The 19,705-nt window shown below is 47.1% G+C and carries 11 protein-coding genes; 2 read left to right on the forward strand and 9 right to left on the reverse strand.

All coding sequences use genetic code 11. The annotated features are described in order from the left end of the window. Positions 1 to 11 precede the first annotated feature (11 nt). The 6 genes from ACZ5R2_RS05780 to ACZ5R2_RS05805 form a co-directional block, all read right to left on the reverse strand. Positions 12 to 5,132 carry a LamG-like jellyroll fold domain-containing protein gene (locus tag ACZ5R2_RS05780; protein ID WP_464901401.1) on the reverse strand — a complete coding sequence of 1,707 codons (5,121 nt, stop codon included), beginning with the start codon at positions 5,130 to 5,132 and terminating at the stop codon, positions 12 to 14. A gap of 640 nt (positions 5,133 to 5,772) precedes the next feature. Next, positions 5,773 to 7,548: an ABC transporter transmembrane domain-containing protein gene (locus ACZ5R2_RS05785; RefSeq protein WP_464901402.1), complete on the reverse strand. Its 1,776-nt coding sequence runs from the start codon at positions 7,546 to 7,548 to the stop codon at positions 5,773 to 5,775. Between the two features lie 113 nt (positions 7,549 to 7,661). Beyond that, positions 7,662 to 8,891, reverse strand: a complete 1,230-nt coding sequence (locus tag ACZ5R2_RS05790) for an ATP-grasp domain-containing protein (protein ID WP_464901403.1) — start codon at positions 8,889 to 8,891, stop codon at positions 7,662 to 7,664. Further along, positions 8,869 to 10,059 (reverse strand): aminotransferase-like domain-containing protein, encoded by a 1,191-nt coding sequence (locus tag ACZ5R2_RS05795; protein WP_464901404.1) that lies wholly within the window; start codon positions 10,057 to 10,059, stop codon positions 8,869 to 8,871. Before ACZ5R2_RS05795 ends, ACZ5R2_RS05790 begins: the two co-directional genes overlap by 23 nt. Positions 10,060 to 10,196: 137 nt before the next feature. Next, on the reverse strand, positions 10,197 to 10,961 hold the full coding sequence (locus tag ACZ5R2_RS05800; protein ID WP_464901405.1) for a class I SAM-dependent methyltransferase: 765 nt from the start codon (positions 10,959 to 10,961) through the stop codon (positions 10,197 to 10,199). Between the two features lie 356 nt (positions 10,962 to 11,317). Further along, positions 11,318 to 12,220 carry a LysR family transcriptional regulator gene (locus tag ACZ5R2_RS05805; protein ID WP_464901406.1) on the reverse strand — a complete coding sequence of 301 codons (903 nt, stop codon included), beginning with the start codon at positions 12,218 to 12,220 and terminating at the stop codon, positions 11,318 to 11,320. A gap of 206 nt (positions 12,221 to 12,426) precedes the next feature. Between ACZ5R2_RS05805 and ACZ5R2_RS05810 the strand changes: the two genes are divergently transcribed. Both ACZ5R2_RS05810 and ACZ5R2_RS05815 read left to right on the forward strand, forming a co-directional pair. Beyond that, positions 12,427 to 14,106 carry an amidohydrolase gene (locus tag ACZ5R2_RS05810; protein ID WP_464901407.1) on the forward strand — a complete coding sequence of 560 codons (1,680 nt, stop codon included), beginning with the start codon at positions 12,427 to 12,429 and terminating at the stop codon, positions 14,104 to 14,106. 90 nt (positions 14,107 to 14,196) lie between these two features. Continuing rightward, positions 14,197 to 14,694, forward strand: a complete 498-nt coding sequence (locus ACZ5R2_RS05815) for a hypothetical protein (RefSeq protein WP_464901408.1) — start codon at positions 14,197 to 14,199, stop codon at positions 14,692 to 14,694. A gap of 295 nt (positions 14,695 to 14,989) precedes the next feature. Here ACZ5R2_RS05815 and ACZ5R2_RS05820 read toward each other — a convergent pair whose 3' ends face one another. The 3 genes from ACZ5R2_RS05820 to ACZ5R2_RS05830 all read right to left on the reverse strand — a co-directional run bounded on the left by ACZ5R2_RS05820 (position 14,990) and on the right by ACZ5R2_RS05830 (position 19,657). Then, entirely contained in the window at positions 14,990 to 16,864 is a 1,875-nt protein-coding gene (locus ACZ5R2_RS05820) for a 5'-nucleotidase C-terminal domain-containing protein (protein ID WP_464901409.1), read from the reverse strand. Between the two features lie 326 nt (positions 16,865 to 17,190). Beyond that, a complete protein-coding gene (locus tag ACZ5R2_RS05825; RefSeq protein WP_464901410.1) occupies positions 17,191 to 17,976 on the reverse strand; it encodes a TSUP family transporter in 786 nt (261 codons plus the stop codon). A 7-nt stretch (positions 17,977 to 17,983) separates the two neighbouring features. After that, positions 17,984 to 19,657, reverse strand: coding sequence for an ABC transporter permease (locus tag ACZ5R2_RS05830; protein WP_464901411.1), 1,674 nt, complete (start codon positions 19,655 to 19,657; stop codon positions 17,984 to 17,986). Positions 19,658 to 19,705: the final 48 nt, after the last annotated feature.

Below are 19,705 nucleotides of genomic sequence, written 5' to 3' on the forward strand. Positions count from 1 at the left end.
ATCCCTCGTGGTTACTCGTAGAAGAAACGCTGGTCTTGGAGCAGGTAAGTCATGACTGCAATCCAGCTTCGGGTGTAATAGTGAACATCGCCACTGACGTGTTCGTTAATCGCGATCACCTCGTCGCCACGCAGGTGCTGTGACGCGCGACAATCGTAATCAAGGCGATAATCGACACTGCGTTCATACACCTCTTGCTGACCAACTTGCTGTGCAAAACGTAATAGCTGATAGGCACGCTCAACCTGGTCATCGCTGACATCGACCTCTTCGCCATAGAAGCGCCAATGCAGGTCTGCTAGTAACTGACGAACTCGCTCTTCATCGGCTGCGAGCGGTCTGAAGCTAATATTATCCAGCAGTATGTAATTGCCATTAGTAGATTTGACTATCTGAACTTGGTGTTGGCCTGCCTCGAGGTAGATTGGGTCAACGATAGCATTGCGCCAGCGTCCACCACCGAAGGATCTTTCCAGTACCAACTCTTGAACAAACTCGCCGTCGATCCATAACTCTAGGTAACGAATCGGATCGGTATTGGTTTGGTAGCTGATATTCAACTGATATTGATCAGAATGAACAAGATTTACCTGATGGGTGATGCTCTGGCCCTTGCTGGTCATGGTTACGTAACCCGTGCCCGTGTGATTGCCGTAGCTTGCCTCGACCACAGCCCCTTCAAGCTCACCCTCCTCAAGCTCAAAACGCTGACGATAACCTTCAGGCGACAGCTCATTGAATATCTGCCGATTATCAGGTAGTTGCGAGAACTCGAACGGCACGATTTGACAGGCAAAATCATGAGCAAAGAAGTTTTGCACCGCGGCACTTACCCCATTGAGACGATAGTCGCGCTCGGTTACTGATTTATCATCGGTCCCGCCATACATCAAGTTGAGCTTATCGGCGTCGCGCGACAGCCATTGTGTGTCACCGCGATAGCGCCACTCTCGGCCAAATAAACTGCTGACTTTGCGGTCCAACAGCTCAGGTGTGAGCAAGCGACGCGTGCCACCGAAGCGGTTAAAGCGCGGTGCATACTCTGAGAGTAGGAGATCTTTTGTCAGTGCTTTGAGTTGATAGCCACCGGCAATAAAGCGCTCAGCCAGCTTACTGATGTCCTGTTGCTGGCGCTGATACGCGCCGACTTCAATATCACTGGCTCCCTCAATTGGTGCGCTCATCAGTTCATGACCGGTGATCGGAACGAAAAGATGCTTGACAGTAGCACGGGCAAACCTTGGATCCTGCGCTGCTCTCTCGGTTAGCCAAGGCAGGGGCTGTGGCTCATAGTAGTCTGCGCTCTCACCATTAAATGCCAGTGGAAGCAGGGTCGATAACGGCCAATCTTTTTCACTCAATAACGACTTATAGTTGATGTAGGTCTCACCAACCCAGTGCTTAAACGCTGAAGCGACCGGATCCATCACCGAGTGGCACCCGGTACATGCCGGATTAGCAAGCGTAGCGTTAGCCGCCTCTAAATCGTCACTACTGGGTCGCGATCCGCCAATCGCCATAATATCGGTATCCAAGAACTTAGCGTAGAAGGTCGCTGATCGAGCTCGGTTGATATTGGTGGCCGTGGTTGGGTAGGTGATCAGATAGGCCGGTGTCGACACCACCCCAGCATGAGGGTAGCCAAGATTGACCATCTGATAATCCGCCGGATCCCATGGTGCTTCAGGGTAAGCCGGATCATCCAAGCTGCGGAAGTGGACCTGTCCCTGCACGCCGTAATAATGCGCCGAGAACGCATTAACCATGGTGTAATTGGCGGTGAGGATCTCACTAAATGGCAGGTTGTTATCCACCACAAAACGGATCAATGCTAAGGCTTCACCTTGCAACGCTGCGTTGGTCTGAGTGCGTAAGTAATTACGCAGAGCGTTGTTGCCATTAGCATACTCTTCATACCACTCGTGGTGACCACCATTACGGCTGGCAACATTACGTGCATAGCTGCGCACATTCGGCGTTTTACGCATGTGTAACAGATCGTTATAGATCTCCTCGATCCGGCTAAGGTAATCCTCTTCCTCGATGAGTTGGTCAAGGATACCCTCAAGCGCGCCCGCGCCATATTGATCAACCTCACTAAGCTCATCATCGGTTGGCTGACGACTAACCAGGTTCTCGGTGAGTTTGTACAGATAGCCACGCGCCTCCCAGTTAGCAACTAAATGATCGAGGCCCGTATCACCGCCTCCAATAGGCGGATTGCCACCACCACCGTCGATAAAGGTTGTATACATCCAGTCATAAAGCTTTTGCGCACAATCAAGATCACAAGAGCCGACCTTACCGTAAGGCATAGTCATCGAAATCAGGTCGAGGATATCCTCACGATAGAGAGAATCGATAATAGGTGTTTGCCCGCGGCCATCGGTACCATGACAAGCTACACAATTTAAGGCTTGGTAGATTTGTGCACCATCCATATCGGCAACGGGTGGGCGAGAGCCATTATCGCCATTATTGTCATCGATACTATCAAGGCCTGAGTTATCTGCCATCTGGTGGAGTGCGAGTACCTCTGCAGGGCTTAATACGCGGCTGTAGACGCGTGTCTCGTCGATTTTACCCAAGTTACTGTTCGCGTTCATTGCCAGATTGGGCAGTTTAATATCAAGGTTATGAATACCGCTGGCGACTTTCACTCCATCGATATAAAGAACGGCTTGCCCATTTGATTCGCGGGTGTAAACAACGTGCACCCACTGGTTAAGAGGGAAGTTGCCAATCGAGAAGCGTTGCTTTTCTGGATCAGGACCTATGCGGAAGGTTGTACCCCAGAGGAAGCGGCTAAACCAACCGTATTGAGTCTCGAACAGTTTATTTTGCTGACCAGTTGGTTTGACGGCATAAGTCCAGAAAGACACCGACATACCATTCGAGCTTAAGTCCATCTGTTGCTCATCACTGAGGAAAAAATCTTGACGGCCGTTATTTGGTAGTAGGGCCTCACCAACCAAACCTTGTGGAGTAAAGCGTTGCGTAACCAGCGGCAGATGGCGCTGATGACCAGAGTGATCACGCACTTGAAACACATCCGGATCGTCAAAATTCCAGTACAGCTCAAGAGATTGATTGCTTACCGACGAGGTTGCTAGGGTATCGACCGTAATCAATTCTGACTCAGAATAGGTGATCCCACCCTGTTGGTCGAAGCTAACGACTCTGACTTCAATTTCACCGCCAAATTCAAGCTCAAGGGTCGCTGTCCGCTGATCCAAGTCATCGAGCTCAAGTCGCTTCCAAGCGCTTGGCTCGGGTTGAAGGTAGCGATAGTCGATAAAATGTGACGCCAGTCTTGGGTAGCCCCCATCAGGCATATAGTTGATACTACCAAGCAGTGGCGCAGCAATAACTTCAATGTTGCCATCGTCCATTTGCCAGCCAACACTGACGTGGTCGTTACCCGAATTTTCCATATACAGCGCTTCGAGGTAGTAGAGCTCACCCTTGATGAGGTGCTGCAATGACGATTTTTGCTCGGCAAATCTGTTCCACTGATTGAAACCAGTGGATGAGTTGCGGCCCGCTATTTTACTCATTGAGGCCAAGCTACTGCCTAGGTAGAGCTCATAATGATCATTACCAGCGATATACAAGTGATAGTCACCAGTGACTTCTGGAACAAAGAATCCGCGAACAACGCTGGAGTAGTAGTTACCAATCCATTGTGCCGTCTGCATCTGCTCTAGGTGCCAAACCTCATCGGCTGGCTGGCCACTTTCAAGGATCTCGCGCGCCCCTGCTAGGTTCACATTCCCCCACCACAGCTGTTGGCGGGCGCCAGTTACCGGTGCCCAAGTGAGGTCGTGCTCTTCACTGGAGTAGGTAAAGCTGACTTGTAAGGATGAGTCGCTTGATTGAACTAGTGGAGAAAGGATGGCTTTTGGCGCATCGCCAGCCGTAGGCTGACCATCTCCCGGCAGTTCAGGCGGGTTATACGCTCCCCAGCGGTCAAGCCATAATGTGCGCGCGGTTTGCTGAGCACAGACATCGTCGCACTGAGCAGACATTCTATCCACCGTGGCGACCAAACCATCGAAGCCGAGTCCAAACCAACGCTCGGCATAACTCTCTTTGTTTAGCCTGTACGAGTCTTCACCATGACAGCGCTGACAGGTTTCGGCGAGCACCACATTGCCCACGTCACTGGTTGAGCGCATCTGCCATGAGAGTTCGTGAGTACGGCTGTGCTTATCAACAACAACCGAGCGACTGGTTGGCGCAGGGATGGCGTCATATTGATAACCAAAGTAAATTTGGTAGCTGTCAAAGTCGAGCTCAAGCAGCTTGGTTTCGTTCCAAGCCATTGAGACTGTTTTAGTGGAATCACTTCCAACGATGGTGACCTTGGTCGCCTCTGCCTCAACACCGAAAGGTCTCGCTGGCGCATGAAGTGTGAGTGTCCCCTCAACCGAGGATAAGTTAAGCTTATAATCACTACTTGGTGCCAGCACCCGATTGCGCTTGGGCTCTAAATTGGGCAAAAAAGTGCCTGATAGGGGGTCAATTTGACCAGCGACTAGCAGATTACTCTCGTTGTTCAGGCAGTCACTAAGTGCAAACGACCAGCTTGCTTGAGAGGACCACTGCTGCGATGACAACTCACAATTGAAAGACTCGCTGATGAGTGACCCGCGTTTGAGCTCGATACGTACTGGTGTGTCGTGGGTCAGTGAGTTGTATTGTGATTGCAGATGGGTGATCTCAACCATATCCAACGCGTTTGAGTGGAGCTTAGAGCCATAACTGGTATCCGGCGCCCAGATGCGGTTGTTGGATTCATGATTTGGCGTAGATAAAACGCCTTTGTCATTGAAACTACCCGCGAGGATGGTCTGACTATTTTTATTAATGCATGTAGCAACCTGTTGCGCCCAAGGTGCATTTTTCTTCCAAGTAGCGGTCCAATGATGGCAATAAAAGCTCTCTATCTCACTGCCTTGTTGGGTGATTTCTACTTTATAGGGTGATCGCTTTAGCATCTCTTGATATTGGTACCCAACCGAGTCGATCTCGACCCATTCACTGTTGGCATAAGTGCTGCTCATTGACAATATCAGCCAAAGCGGCGCAAGTCTGAACAGGGCGTCGAATTTTCTTCGGTAATTTGACATACGAATACACACTCCTTTGTGGTAATTGATATCAAAAAAAGCTGTAGCACGGCAGCGTATTACACTAATTGAATAGAAATGTAATTAATAGTGCATGGGGATTAATATGGAAGATAAATTAATACTTGTGAGCGTTATTCAGTTGTCTTAGCTTGTTAGTGATAATATACTTTTCTATTAAATAGTACCTCATGCTATATATTGGCTGACATCGAAGTGGGAATGATAACTGTTAGTTCGTGCCCACTATTTTTTTGGGTGCTTAATCTACTGGATTTGCTCTTATTTATCTATGACTGCCGTGATTGACCTTAAAGTAGATCTTTGGTCTAAGTTACTGGTTTTAAATGTCTGTGCGAGGGTGTGTAAATTCTAATATCTATATAGATTATACTTGGACTTTTTTAAGTGTTAATTTTATGATGACCCTTTGGCTTGATTGCCATGTTTGGCAGGTATGGTTGGTTTGCTCATTTTTAGTTTTATTTTCTATTAACAAATGTTGTAATTTAAAGTTGGCCGAACTGATGGGCAAATTAGTTTCTTTACTCTAATTGCTTTGATTGTTTATTAAAAGTGGCGTGATATTTTCAATGAAATGGATAGGTTTGAATAAGAAAGTGAGTTGTGATCCAATCAACTACTCGTGATGCTGCTTAAACTGCAATTCAACCAGTCTTTGGTAAAGCTCACATCGACCCAGCAATGTGGTGTGATCACCTAAATCAATCAAGTGCCCCTGGTCCATAACTGCAATCTGATCGGCATGCTGGATGGTTGATAGGCGATGCGCAATGATCAAAGTGGTTCGATCGCGCATCAGCTCGTCAAGGGCCTGCTGAACATGATGTTCACTCTCGCTGTCCAGGGCGCTGGTGGCTTCATCTAAGAGTAAGATATCCGGGTTGCGCAGAATCGCCCTTGCAATTGCAATCCGTTGACGCTGGCCACCAGAGAGTCTTACACCTCTATCGCCCAAGAAGCTGTGATACCCGTCGGCGAGTTGTTCGATAAAGTGATGGGCATGCGCCTTTTTAGCCGCTTCAATTACCTGTTCATCAGTGGCATCCGGGGTGCCGTAACGAATGTTATAAAATACATCGTTGCTAAATAGAGCTGGTTGTTGCGGCACCAGTGCCATATGCTGGCGAAGTGCTTGAGGCGATAGCGTGCGGATATCAGTGCTGCCAAGTGCGATAGCGCCCTGTTGCGGATCGTAAAAGCGTTGTAGCAACTCGAACAAGGTCGTTTTGCCTGCGCCAGATGGGCCAACAAGTGCCAGTACTTTGCCCTTTTGCGCCTTAAGAGAGAAGTGTTGAATGGCTTTATATTCGGGTCGAGTCGGGTAGTAGAATGACACGCTATCAAAGGTGACCTCGTCATGCTGGATGACCGTTGCAGCGTTATCAGGCGCTTTTATTGGGTTGTCTATCTCCAGGATCTCAATCAGGCGCTCGGTGGCACCAGCGGCGCGTTGCAGCTCGCCGTAGATCTCAGATAATGTTGCCAATGAGCTGGCTAGCATGACGGCAAAAAACACAAACGCACCGAGGTCTCCCTCGGACATGTTGCCCGCCAGCACATCACTGCCACCAACCCATAGCATGCCGGTGATGGCGCTAAACACAATCACGATGACACCGGCAATCAGTATTGCTCGCTGCTTTACCCGTTGACGCCCGAGTTGATAGGCTTTTTCGACCTGAATGGAGAATGCGGCTTTTTCATGCTCTTCGCTATTAAAACTTTGCACAGTCTTGATGTGCTCAATCGCCTCTCCGGCGTAGCTGCCCACATCCGCCATTGAATCTTGGCTTCGTCGAGACAGTGCTCTCACTCGACGGCCATATATCAGCAGCGGCATCAGGACAAAAGGCACCGCCGCTAACACCACCAAACTTAGCTTTGCGTTGGTGGCAAACAACATAATCGTGGCACCAATACTCATCAACACGCTGCGCAGGGCCATCGAAAAGGACGAGCCAATGATGCTTTGCAGTAACGTCGTGTCAGTGGTAATGCGTGACATGATATCGCCGCTACCACGGGTTTCAAAATAGCTTGGATTAAGGTTGATCACATGGTTAAACACCGCCGCACGAATATCGGCACTGACCCGCTCGCCAATAGAAGAGATAAGGTAGAAGCGAAAGAAAGTGCCAAAGGCGATTGCCAATGTGATACCAAGTAAAAACAAGATCGCGTTTTCTAGCTCATGCTGAGACTGCTGACTAAAGCCATTGTCAATCAGTAGCCGCACACCTTGCCCGACCGACAAGGTCATTACCGCGGTAAACAGCAGTGCGAGCATCGCGGCAAGCACTTGGCTTTGATAGGGGCGAATGAAGGCCACAAGTTTAAAGAGTATGCCGAGGTTTTTGCTGGTCTTGGGTGTGGATGAAGCAGGCTCTGACATCGTGGTGACCTTTTGTGTGAGTGATCTTTGAGATCGTGATTGTAGGTGCGCTAGTCTGCACCATAAAGGCAAGGCTTACGCTGATTAGTAAGCCTTTGTCCTTTAATGATAATCTAATTCGAAAGTATCATTTTTCTCTCTTGAAGTTCAGCTTCTTTACGGCGGATCTTCTGCACATAATCTTGATACTCTTGCTCCATCAGTTCAAGCATAGCTTGGTCAAACCCTCGCTGCGCCTTGGGGAAATACAAAGCGAATTTAGCGATGTCGAGTTTATCGATATCACTCTCACAATCGCTCTCTATACCAGCGCTTTCAACCAACAGAGCAATATCATCACAGCCTAATATCGCGCTGTCTTGATTGTATACCATCACGATCGAACCAAAATTGACCATGGCAGATTGGCTTGCTAACGGCGTCCCTGTAGTGAGGTAGTTGACCAGAGATTGAGTTTGGCTGTTGTTATAAGCATACTCCATCAGTTTATTGACGGTCCCAGAGGCGCCACTGATGCGTGGGTTTGCTTCAATCAGCCGGAAACTGCCATCCGCCAATTGAAAGACCTCGGTGTGACAAAATCCATTATGAAAACCCATCGCGTCGAGCGTCTTAGTGGTAAAATCCGTTAGTGCCTGGAGTAGGGTAGGGTCATTAATCACATCGATAGACTGGAAAAAGTATTTGTTTTTGATTCGGTACTGGCATACGCCGCAAATATAGTGCTTACCATTGACTGTAAAAGAGTCGACAAAATACTCCTCACCCTCAATATACTCTTGAACGATATAGCTATCGACGGAGAACACCTTAGTACCTTTTGCCTTCTTAAAACCAGCAAGCAGCTCAGCAAGGTTATTGGCTTGGAAGACACCAATAGAGCCATGACCGTATCGTGGCTTGGCAAAGACAGGGTAGGCTAGGTTTTCAACCATAGTGTTATCAATGTTGTCGATATTGATTTCAACTTGAGGTACGTAAGGCAGCCCTGCAGTTTTTAACGCCTCTTGCTGATTATATTTGTCGACCCGCTTGTAAAGGGTGCTGTTATCACTGGCAAACTTTGGGAGCAGTGACTCGGTCAAGAACTCGGTCAGTTCCAGTGAGTCATCAGTGCCACAAAGAATATAGTCAAACTGTTCTTCACTCTGCTTGAGGGTGTCCAACATCATGCTGCCGGAGTAGCCAATGCAATCAAAAATCACATCGGCAAGGCGAATGTCGAAACTGTCTCTGTAGCATTCTCGACTAAAGATAACACTGATTTGAACCTCATTTTGATGTAATGCGCCAAACAGATGCTCAACAGAGCTGTATGGGTTAACAACTAATAAGCTTTTCATTGATAAAGTCCTTTTTATTCTTCTCACTAAAATAGTCATTTAGTGATTCGCAGAGCAATGACAGAGTGGGGGCAATGTCATTTTCGTTAATACGTGTAAAGTTAATTCTGATCGCCGGCTCGACATTGTCCATTGACGGGTAGAAGGACACACTTGGCATCACTGCGATGTGTTTTTGTAATAGAAATCGGGCTAAGTGTAGTGAGTCACAATACGGTACTTTTATCCATAAAAACATACCCCCTTCAATCTTGTTAACCGTAAAGCGATTTGATAGTAACCGACCAAGAACTTGGTCAGCAATTTGATATTTATCACGATAGTGACTGACGGTGGTCTCCAAATGGACTGGGAAGCGTGGGTCTTTGAGTAACCCCAGCAACACGCTTTGCAGCGGGACGGATGAGTGAACATCGGTTATCTGTTTGGTCGTGGACAGTGCAGAAATCATGGCTCTAGGACCATATATGGCGCCTAACCTGATCCCAGGTGCGACCGTTTTAGAAAATGAGCGCAGTACAATCGAGTGATCAGGACAGTAGTCCGAGGCCAAAGGCAATGGTTGGCCTGAGTAGCGGAGCTCTCGATAGGGAGCATCTTCAACCAAAACCACATTGTGCTCGACACACAGCTTGGCAACGTGTGCTCTCTGCTCTTGAGACCAGGTTAAACCGGTTGGGTTAGAAAAGTCGGGGACGGCAAAAAACAGCTTTGGGCAATGGGTGGCAAAGACAGATTGCACGGAAGATGCCCAACTGAGTGGATCGACTTCAATGATCTCTGCCCCAACCAGCTTTAAAACTTGGATTAAGCCCGGAAAGCAAGGGGTTTCGACAGCAACCTTGTATCCTGGCTGGAGAAAGGTGCGACAAATAAGGTCGAGTCCTTGCTGCGCGCCATTGCTGATCATCAGCGCTTGGTTCGTGTTGAGCTGATACCGCTTAAACAGGTGATCGATCAGCGGCTGGTAACCCGACGGTGATGAGTATTGGTAAAGGCTACGCTCAGTCAGTAATTGGGTTGCATGCTCATTAATCAGGTCTATGGGAAAAGATCTCTCTGATGGCAGGCCTCCGGCTAAGTGCTTTATGTTGTTATTATTGATAGATGAAAATATTTCTTCCACAAACGGAATATTCGACAAAGTTATTTTATCAATCGGATCCAAAATCAACATCCTACAGGCTGACGGCAATTCAATATTAAGCGCATGAGCAAGCTCGTATGATGTGACAACAATCATACACGGTTATGAATTACTCATGGATTATTTACAATGACTAACGTATGAAGCTAAGTTTACTCTTAGTCAGCTTTTGATATCATCAGTGTCATTGGCCAGTTTAAATAGAAGTTGTCATCAATATATTCAATGCCGAGTATTGCTTCTGCAATGCCGGTAGTATCTTCTACACTCACTCCTGGCTTTGTTGACAGTAATTGGGATATAAAAACACCGATATCGCTTTTAAGATTAAATTTCCAACGCAGAGGAATATCGATAAACTCGGGGGCCTGCCAGCCGGTATTGAGACATAGTGAGGTCGCAAATTCTTTGCTAAGGAAACTGACCTCATGACCCGTTGTACAGGTTTGTGCGACAAATTGATCGAAAAACTTAGCCGTAGAGCTGCCGGTAAAAATATCAAAAATCACGCAACGTGCATCATCTTTACTCTGTGCTCTGAGCTTACTCATGACAGCGGTTTTGTCTTTGACATGATGAAAAGCACCGCGACTCCAGATGAGATCCAAACATACGTCTGAGGGCATAACTGCATCCTCAGCGGTGGCGCAGTGGATAAGTAGATTGTCTGCCTTGTGCTCATACAAAGGGGCAAGCTGTTCACTAGAGGGGTCTATCACCACCAATGTGCCCGTTGCTTGGATCTTATCCAAGATTGAAAAGCTAAAGAAGCCGCTCCCAGCTCCCAGTTCGGCAATTGTGTTTCCCGGTTTAGGGTCGAGGTATTTCGCCATGATGTCGAGGTCTTGTTCCCACACATCGGGAAAATTGGATATCGCGGCTTTATAAGATTTAGAGCGATTTTCTTCAAACTCTACTACCATTTTACTTTCCTTGTAAATTGCTGCTTATTTATTTGACAATTACCGACGTGAAATAGAATTTATGGGCGGTGAAATGCCATGTATATATATATTATACTGAATGCTATGCGTATAGTTGGGGTTGGAATAATAACTCTAATAATACCCTGAGAGATACTATCAACCGACTTTTGTTAGTGTTTGGTACGATGGGTATTATACAAGTGCGACAGAGGGTGTCTATTATTTGTATAAAACTTATTGCGTATGCGATTTGGTTAAACAGAGCTGGACTATTTTAGTGATGAATTACACTATAGAGGTTTAATATCCACAATATTGCAATGAAATTGTCAGATGATTTTGCTTTGTCTATGCTAAGTTGCATCGCCAGTAAGGTATTTTTGAGCACAATCTAGGATAATCGCTTTAATTTCAACCACGGTCTTGTTCGCCTCAAACGCATAGGCATCAAAAAGCGAGATGTTGATGGTATAGGGTTGTGGAAGCTCTTTGAGTCGAACCTCTTTAAGCCAACCAACCTGCTCGTACTTTTTGGCATCCAGTCGATTCAGTGCACTCCATCCACGATTCTCCAGCAGGCTGACTATCAGGTCATTATTGCTGACAATATGCTGAAAATTCGAATGCTTCAAAACATTAAGGTTGATTGAGTCGACGTTTTCACTCACATATTGAATCTCTTCAGCGAGATCTAAAAGGGTGATCTCTTGTCGACTAAATAGTGGCGAGCTCGGATGAGCATACGGTGCAAACTGGGTTACGCCCAGATGAGACACCCCAACAGCATCGTTGGGAAAGGCATCGCCCTGCGCAGTGAGCAGCGCAAAATGGGCCGCGCCTTGCTCTAGCGCATGCATACTCTCGCGGCGGTTTTTATGCAGCAGCTTTATTTTGATGCTCGGAAAGCGTTGATTGATACTGTTCTCAAGATGGGTAAGGTAGGTCAGTGGCAACAGTGTCTCATGAATAATGATGACTTCATTCAGTTCAGTTTCAAAGCTGGCCAATGCGACACGCTCAAAATCTGTCATCTGCTTGGTGATGTGTTTAGCGCGAGGGTAGAGCTGATCGGCGGTTGAGGTTGGCTCGAGCCTTTTGCCCACGACAGTAAATAGCGATTTACCAATACTGTCTTCAAGCGCCATCACATGCTCGCGAACCGTGGCGCGATCTTTACTAATCACACGTCCCGCCGCGCTATAGCCTGAGGTTTCATAAGCGGCTTTAAAGCTGACTAATTGGTCGATGGTCATCATAAAAACACCTTTGGACGGAAGTTCCGTCCATTATGCAGTTGTTGTGTTATTCGTGCCAGTCTTAAACTTGCCTAAATCTACCTTGGTCCCTAAATCGCTGAAAGATAGGAGTCGATGTGATGGCGGATGAAAGGAACTCTGCGCCGCTGAAGTAGAGAACACCACCTTTTCTAAATAAAGTTAAAAAATATAAACGGTTATCTTCAATGACAATGATTCAAAAAACCAGCATTGCAGCGGCATTGGCAACCCTTATTGGTTGTGCTGACGTAGCACCAGAGCAGCAAATCCAAGACGTCACACTATTGGTAAACGCTGACATTATCACCATGAACCCAGAGCAGCCTTCAGCACAAGCGATGGCCTACAGCAATGGCCGTATTCTAGCGGTTGGCACCGAGCAAGAAGTGCGCGCCGTGGTCGGCAAGAGTGCGGTGGCGGTTGATTTAAATAATCAAACCGTCATTCCAGGTCTCTTCGAGACCCATGATCATATCTTCCTCTCGAGCGCCACCTCTGTGATCACCGATGTCGCACCATTTACTAACCCTAAACTTGCTGATGCTATGCAGCAACTCGCTCAGGCTGAGCCGAATGAAGACGGTTGGGTGCAAGCCTTTGGCGCAGACCAAACCCTTTATGAAGAAGAGCGTGGACCACATATTGATGAGCTGGACGAGTTGTTCCCTGATGTTCCTGTGGTCGTTTACCACTTGAGTGGGCATGGCGGTTTCGTTAACAGTAAAGCACTCGAGATTGCTGGCGTTGACGAGAACACACCTGATCCACAGGGTGGCTACTTTGAGAAAGATGAGAATGGCCGCTTAACCGGTTTCCTATCGGGTCAGCCGGCGCTATTCATGGTGACTAACTATCCAACTGCAAATGCGTACACCACCACAGTGGCGGCGCAGCAGCGCGCCGCGATGGGGATCACGACAGCATCAGATTTCAGTGTGATGAACCAGAGTATCCTGACGGCTCTGTCTGAGGCGACATCACAAGAGGGCTTTGCAACACGTATTGTGGGCGGTCTCTCTTCAGCCGCAGCCGACTTTGAACAGCTGGTGGAGGCCATCAGTGAGCACGAGAATGAGCTGTTTACTGTACCTTTTGTTAAAACCTGGACTGATGGCTCAATCCAAGGTGGTACTGGCAACCTGACGGAAGGTTACTACGATGATTCATACGGCAGTGGCGGCGCGCAGGGCACTCAAGAGTTCTTTAATCAGCAGATGCTCGATATCTACGGTCATGGCTTATGGCCAGCATTCCACACCAATGGTGATGGCGCGACGGATATGGCGCTCAACGCGATTGAGCATGCGCAGAAGAAAACCGGTAACCACGTGATCCGCCCACAGCTGATCCACGCTCAGTACACGCGCCCAGAGCAGATCGAGCGCATGGCAGAGCTGCAGGCCAACCCAACTTTCTTTACCACTCACGTGTTCTACTGGGGTGACCTGCATTACGAGCATACCTTAGGTGCAGAGCGCGCCCAGCGTATGAGTGCGATGAAAGACGCCTATGATGTGGGCCTTAAGCCATCAATGCACAACGACAAGCCGGTTTCTGATATTGACCCGCTGCTTAACATGCAGATTGCAGTGATGCGTGAGTCAACATCAGGCCGCGTGATTGGTGCAGACCAAGCGATCACACCTTATCAAGCGCTCGAGTCTTACACTATTAACGGTGCGTATCAGTTTGGTATGGAAGAGGTTGCGGGTAGCCTTGAAGCAGGCAAATACGCCGACTTCGTGGTATTAGACGCTAACCCTCTAACAGTAGCGCCTAACACTATCCGTGACATCGAGGTTCAAGGCACAGTGATGGGTGGCAATGTCACTTACTCTGCGTCTAGCGAGTTTGAAGCCCTATAATCGGCTTATCGAATAGCCAGACCTATCGCCCCCAAAGCCTTATTTTGGGGGCGATGTTATACCAATACACGGAAGTCTTGAGGAGTCGTAATGAAACGTATTATTTCGCTTGGGCTTGCGGTATTACTTGCCAGTACCAATACCTTTGCCTGTGGTTTCCACGATGGTGCAGGTGCGCTCAATATTCCCAATTACCCCGGGATCATGTATACCCTTGCAAGAGTTAAAGCCGCTACCGATGTTGAGATGATCTCAGAGATGGAAAAACCAGCAGCGATGTTGAATTGGCAGCTTGCTCAGTTACTTAGAGAAACAATGCCAGTGGAGAGCATCACTTTCTATCAGGTGATCGAGGGCCATTACTCAACCATCACTAATGACTCTTACCGCTGGCTGAGTGATTACCTTGGTGATACGAGACCCGTGTTAGGGGAGCTAATGATCCTAAGTGAACTGAATGTGCTCAATGCGTTGCTTGAAGGGGAAATCACGATTGATAAGGCGCTGGATGAGATGTGGATTAAGGTCAATGGTCCTCGTGAGCAACGCGAGGCCGTGACGCATTGGTTGCGCACGTCTTTCGGGTAAGCCTAAAAAACGTGTTGATTTAAACTGAGCTGTTTTTTTAAATCTTTAGTCCAATTTAGTGATGAATCAACTCGATAGCGTATGGCTTGAAGTAGAGTTCACAAGAGCTCCAAGTTCATCATACGTTATGTTGCTTTATAGGATTGGTGCAAGACCGTATTGTCGGGGCTGGATAATGAGTTTTTCATTCATTGAATAGAGATATTCGTAAAAACCGAGTGCACAGAATGCACTCGGTTTTTAATCAGATGAGAGGTTGATTCAACCAATCATTGCCAACTTTATCGTTTAAAGCTTAGTTCAGCGCAACAAAGCTTTTCACTGCCATCTCAGACTCATCAGGAATGTCGAGGCTTTCACCACGAGCTTCCAGCTTCTTGATGTAGTTGATCAGCGAGTCAGTGTATAAAAGGCCGGTATCTTCGCGACGCTCTTCATCTTCATAGACAGGAACAAACGAGTCGTAGCGGTCACCACCTTGAGCGATGAAGTCGTTGGTGACAACAACATAATCTCCGTCTAGCTCAATGGCGTGCCATTCACCAAATGAACCATCTTCATTCTTGCGACGTGCTTCCACATTGGTGATGCGTGCACCCTTCGCTGCATTCATATCGACATCAAAACGAAGGTTAGCGGCCACAGGGAAGGCACCACTTGAACTGTTTACAACCACATTATCGATGGCATCTTCGATGGTGTTGATGATCTCTTGTCCTTTCATATCTAGGTTGACTAGCAGGTTATCAAACGGCAAAACGTTAAACGCATTACCGACAGAGACTTCACCTTTTGAGATTGTATTGCGAACACCGCCACTATTCTGGATAGCGATATCGGCTCGGATAGATAAATCCACAAACGCTTCTGAAACCACGTTACCCATGATACTCCCATGCTGGTTCATGAATTCACGCTCAGGGCTTCCTGCCACACACTCGGCACCAGAAGAGTGGTTAGAGCCTGGTGTACGTTCATTACATAGAAGTCCATCGCTAAAACCAATGATCTCTTGCATCTTCTCTTCAACCTGATCGGCATAGTAAGATAGCTTTTCAGCGGTGGTCTCATCCTCAGCAACTGAACTCAGCGCCTTCTCACTAGCAATGAACTGCTGGATTGCCGCTAACTCTTCAGTAGTGTGTGTGGCATCAGGGTTTTCTTCTGCATCAAAGTCTGGGTGAATAAACTCATCGCCCAATAGTAAGTGAGGTGTGCCTGAACATTGAGTCACGTTACCGTTCGTATCAAAGCTGACGTTTAGCTCACCAAGCAGTAGAGCATTTTCCCATGCTTGGACAACACACACATCGTTACCATCTGCATTTTGCACTATGGTTGGGTACTCACCATCAGGTGTACCAAAGCCGATTTCTGCGTGCAAATCACCGTCAGCTAGAAGTGAATGACTATCACCACCGACAATCACATCAACCCCATTTAGCTGCTTCGCCATTGCGATGTCATTGCTGTACATGTAGTGCGTCAGAAGGACGATTTTATCGACGCCTTTTTCTTGCAGGATATCGATATAACGTTGTGAAGTTTCAACTTCATCGAAAAACTCAGTATCAGGGGATGGTGAAGAAGAAGCCTGAGTCTTGCTAGAGATATCGATACCAATGACACCAACTTGCTGGCCTGCAATATCGAAAATCTTGTATGGTTCGTAGATACCATAGATAGGGTTGGTTGATGGGACTTCAATGTTCGCCGCTAGAACTTCAGTACCACAAGCGTCTTCACCGTTCTTCAGGGTAGCAATAAAGTGAGCAAGCTGCACGTTACCATCATCAAACTCGTGGTTACCCAGAGCAAATGCATCAAAGCAGACCTGATTCATCATCAGGGCATCAGGCAGCTCCTCTCGGAATAAACTGTAATACATGGTGCCTGTAATAGCATCACCGGCGTGCAGGCGAAGCGTGTTACTATTTTGTAGCTCGTTAAACTTCGTTACTAAGCGTGGAAAACCACCGATCTCAACTTGAGTGTCAACACCACCAAGATTCAATGATACTGGTCCAGTTGCATCGAGTTTAGAGTGATGATCATTAATATGGAGGATACGAAGATCCAGTGCTACTTGGTTATCTGAGTCGGAAGAGTTACATCCAACCAAACCTACGGAACCCAAGGTAACAGCTAACGCTAATAGTTTCTTGTTCATTTTATATCCAGGTATATTTGATTTCGACTATAAATAGTCAGACCGAAAGACGAGATTATCGACAGAGGGTTAAATTACTATGTCAATTTTATGTAAATTAAACTATTACGGAAACATGAGCTGTTAATTACATGGGCCTGTATTCATCTGTGGCGGTTTGAATCTCTATTCGATTTTCACCCTACTTTTGTGGCAAGGTTGGGAGCGGTTACCCTGATGGATGTCACTTGATTTTCTTGCCACTAAATCTTTCGGGCTAGCCACCTCTCAATGGGCGTTGATATGCTGAAAAGCATTAGAGAGGTAGTAAGGACTTACATAGCAAACTAGATCATACGCGACACAGAGCCAAAGATAATCATCAGTGATGAGATTAAAATAGATGATTTAAATATCTTATCAAATAACGATTTATTGACTTTATCAAGTAGGCTACGGCCAAGGTAGGTGCCTACAAGCGAGAATAGAAACATCGCAAAAATGATCGGTAGATAGGTGCTAAAGTCATCATACACGGTATAGCTATTGATGGTGTTGGTTTTATAAAGTAAATAAAAAACCACAATTTTAAATATATGCCCCATCAGTTGGCAGTAAGACGAGGTGGCCACAATCTGACGTTTACAGCTTATATCTTGAGCTATTTTCTTACCAATCAAAGCACCATTGGCACCAAAGGAAACACTGACTGGCATGGCAAACATGCCCAGCTTCCAGTAGTTAGTGGATTGATTATCTTTTTCAGTCTGTTTTTTCTTGCGCAGAGTCGAAAGTATGTACAAGCCTATCGCCATCTTGAATCCATCCTCAAACCAGCTTACCGTTGCAATCAAATGATTAAACACGAAAACAGTGGCAATGGAACTGGGCAGCCCGCCAAGCAGAAACAGAGCGACCTTTCTGTGCTGCACATCTTTTCTCAGGGCAATCGCACGAGAAATATTACTCGATAGGCCAAACCAAGAGTGTAGCGTGAGCGCGAGTAGTACGTTGGACATGGTTGAGTACATGACTGCCAGTACAATAATGCCACCGCCCATGCTAGTGATGGCCGAGATGGTGGAGGCAAGCAGTGATGCGATAACAATGATCAGGTTATCGAGTTCGAACATGGTCTATTTATACCTTCTTGATATATCGAGTCTCAATTACCTTGAGGAGTGATAGGATAGCGACGGTGACACTCACCACAACCAGTGCCATCGCCATGGCAAGACTGGTATTACCCTGGTCAAATTCACTAAAAATAAAGGTCGCCGTCGTGTCTACGCCCGGTGGTTTAACCATCAGTGAGCCCACCAGCTCGCGTTGGCCAATAATGAAGCTCATCGTCCAACCAGCAAGAACGCCTGGGAAAATCAGAGGTAAGGTAACTTTAGTCAACTGGAACCAATCAGATGCCCCTCCGACTCGCGCAGCATCTTCCAAGCTGGAGCTGATTTGCTCGGCGGCGGATTTAACATACTGGACAGTGTAAGGCAGAAACAGCACGACATAAGTCAGGACAAGCATGGCGCTGGTGTTGTATACCGGGGCAGGATTGAGTGGTGAATTCCAAAATAGTATTAAGCCAAATACCACCACAATGCCGGGCACGGTATTAGACAACAAGCTCGAAAAATCAATGACTTTGCTAAGTTTAGTTCGACCTTTTACGATGATTAGCCCATACCAAATACCCAGTACAGCACACAGAGTTGCTGCATAGAAGCTGAGCTTAACGCTGTTGGTTAAAGCGCTAAATGCTGCGCCATCGACATCAAATACGCTGGCAAAATGCTTTAGAGTGAGGTTGCTCCAGCTCAGTCCTAGTCCCGCGAGATCAAGCAGAGCGGTCGCTGTGATAGAAAAGTAGGGAATGCCGATGGACAAAAACAGCACAGCACCAATGATCAGCCAACACAGTACTTGTTGCCAACGCCCCAATGTAATTAAGCGCGACTTGTTACCTTTACCACTAATAAGTTGATACTGATAGCGGTTAGAGATATGCAGCTGAGCCATCCACATCAGCATACTGACGGTCAAAAGCACTAATGAGAGCGTGGCCGCTTTAGCAAAATCGATTGGCCAAGTGGAGGTGAAACGGTGGATTTCAGTGGTCAGTACGTAGTAACCAATTTGTTTGCCTAGGGTCGCGGGTGTACCAAATTCAGAGATCGTCTTAACAAACACCAGTAACGCCCCCATGACATAACCAGATAACACCAGAGGTAGGGTCACTTTTGTCAGCGAATAGAGCGGGGTGGCGCCATAAATAACTGCCGCTTCTTCAACGCTGGCATTGATGCGCAATAGACTATTTTTAATCACCAAATACATGAATGGAAACAGCGATAAACTCATGATGAGTACCATTCCAGCCAGAGAGAAAAAGCCAGACTGGAAACCCGCTAAACTTGGTAACAGCTGCTCAAGATAGCCGCGTGGACGCATAAAGATCATCCAGCCCATTGAATCGATGAACGGTGGTGTCATAAATGGGATCAGCACCACGATATCCAGCCATTTGTGCTTCCCCATCGAGGTTTTAGCCGTGATCCATGCCAGGGGGGCTGCCAGCAGCGTGGCAACGAGGGTCACCAATAAAGCCAACTGGATCGAGTTCCAAAGTACATTTAGGGTGTAACTATCGACAAGTTGACGAAATAAGCTGACAAAGTGCCATTGACCTTGTTGATAAATGCTATGGGCTAAAATCGTGCTCACAGGCAGCAGGATCAGGATAAACAAACTGAGTAAAGCGAGTAGTACATGTTTAGGTGGGGTTGAGGGAGAAGCAAAGGCGGTCATAGAGGTTCTTAGACTAGAAGTAAAACAGGAGCTGGAGAGGCACATTAC

The sequence above is a fragment of the Vibrio sabulosilitoris genome (assembly GCF_055391395.1).

Excerpts from the sequence above, each read along its gene's own strand:
- ACZ5R2_RS05780 (WP_464901401.1), bottom strand. The coding sequence starts at position 5,132 with ATGTCAAATTACCGAAGAAAATTCGACGCCCTGTTCAGACTTGCGCCG.
- ACZ5R2_RS05785 (WP_464901402.1), bottom strand. The coding sequence starts at position 7,548 with ATGTCAGAGCCTGCTTCATCCACACCCAAGACCAGCAAAAACCTCGGC.
- ACZ5R2_RS05790 (WP_464901403.1), bottom strand. The coding sequence starts at position 8,891 with ATGAAAAGCTTATTAGTTGTTAACCCATACAGCTCTGTTGAGCATCTG.
- ACZ5R2_RS05800 (WP_464901405.1), bottom strand. The coding sequence starts at position 10,961 with ATGGTAGTAGAGTTTGAAGAAAATCGCTCTAAATCTTATAAAGCCGCG.
- ACZ5R2_RS05805 (WP_464901406.1), bottom strand. The coding sequence starts at position 12,220 with ATGATGACCATCGACCAATTAGTCAGCTTTAAAGCCGCTTATGAAACC.
- ACZ5R2_RS05810 (WP_464901407.1), top strand. The coding sequence starts at position 12,427 with ATGACAATGATTCAAAAAACCAGCATTGCAGCGGCATTGGCAACCCTT.
- ACZ5R2_RS05815 (WP_464901408.1), top strand. The coding sequence starts at position 14,197 with ATGAAACGTATTATTTCGCTTGGGCTTGCGGTATTACTTGCCAGTACC.
- ACZ5R2_RS05820 (WP_464901409.1), bottom strand. The coding sequence starts at position 16,864 with ATGAACAAGAAACTATTAGCGTTAGCTGTTACCTTGGGTTCCGTAGGT.
- ACZ5R2_RS05825 (WP_464901410.1), bottom strand. The coding sequence starts at position 17,976 with ATGTTCGAACTCGATAACCTGATCATTGTTATCGCATCACTGCTTGCC.
- ACZ5R2_RS05830 (WP_464901411.1), bottom strand. The coding sequence starts at position 19,657 with ATGACCGCCTTTGCTTCTCCCTCAACCCCACCTAAACATGTACTACTC.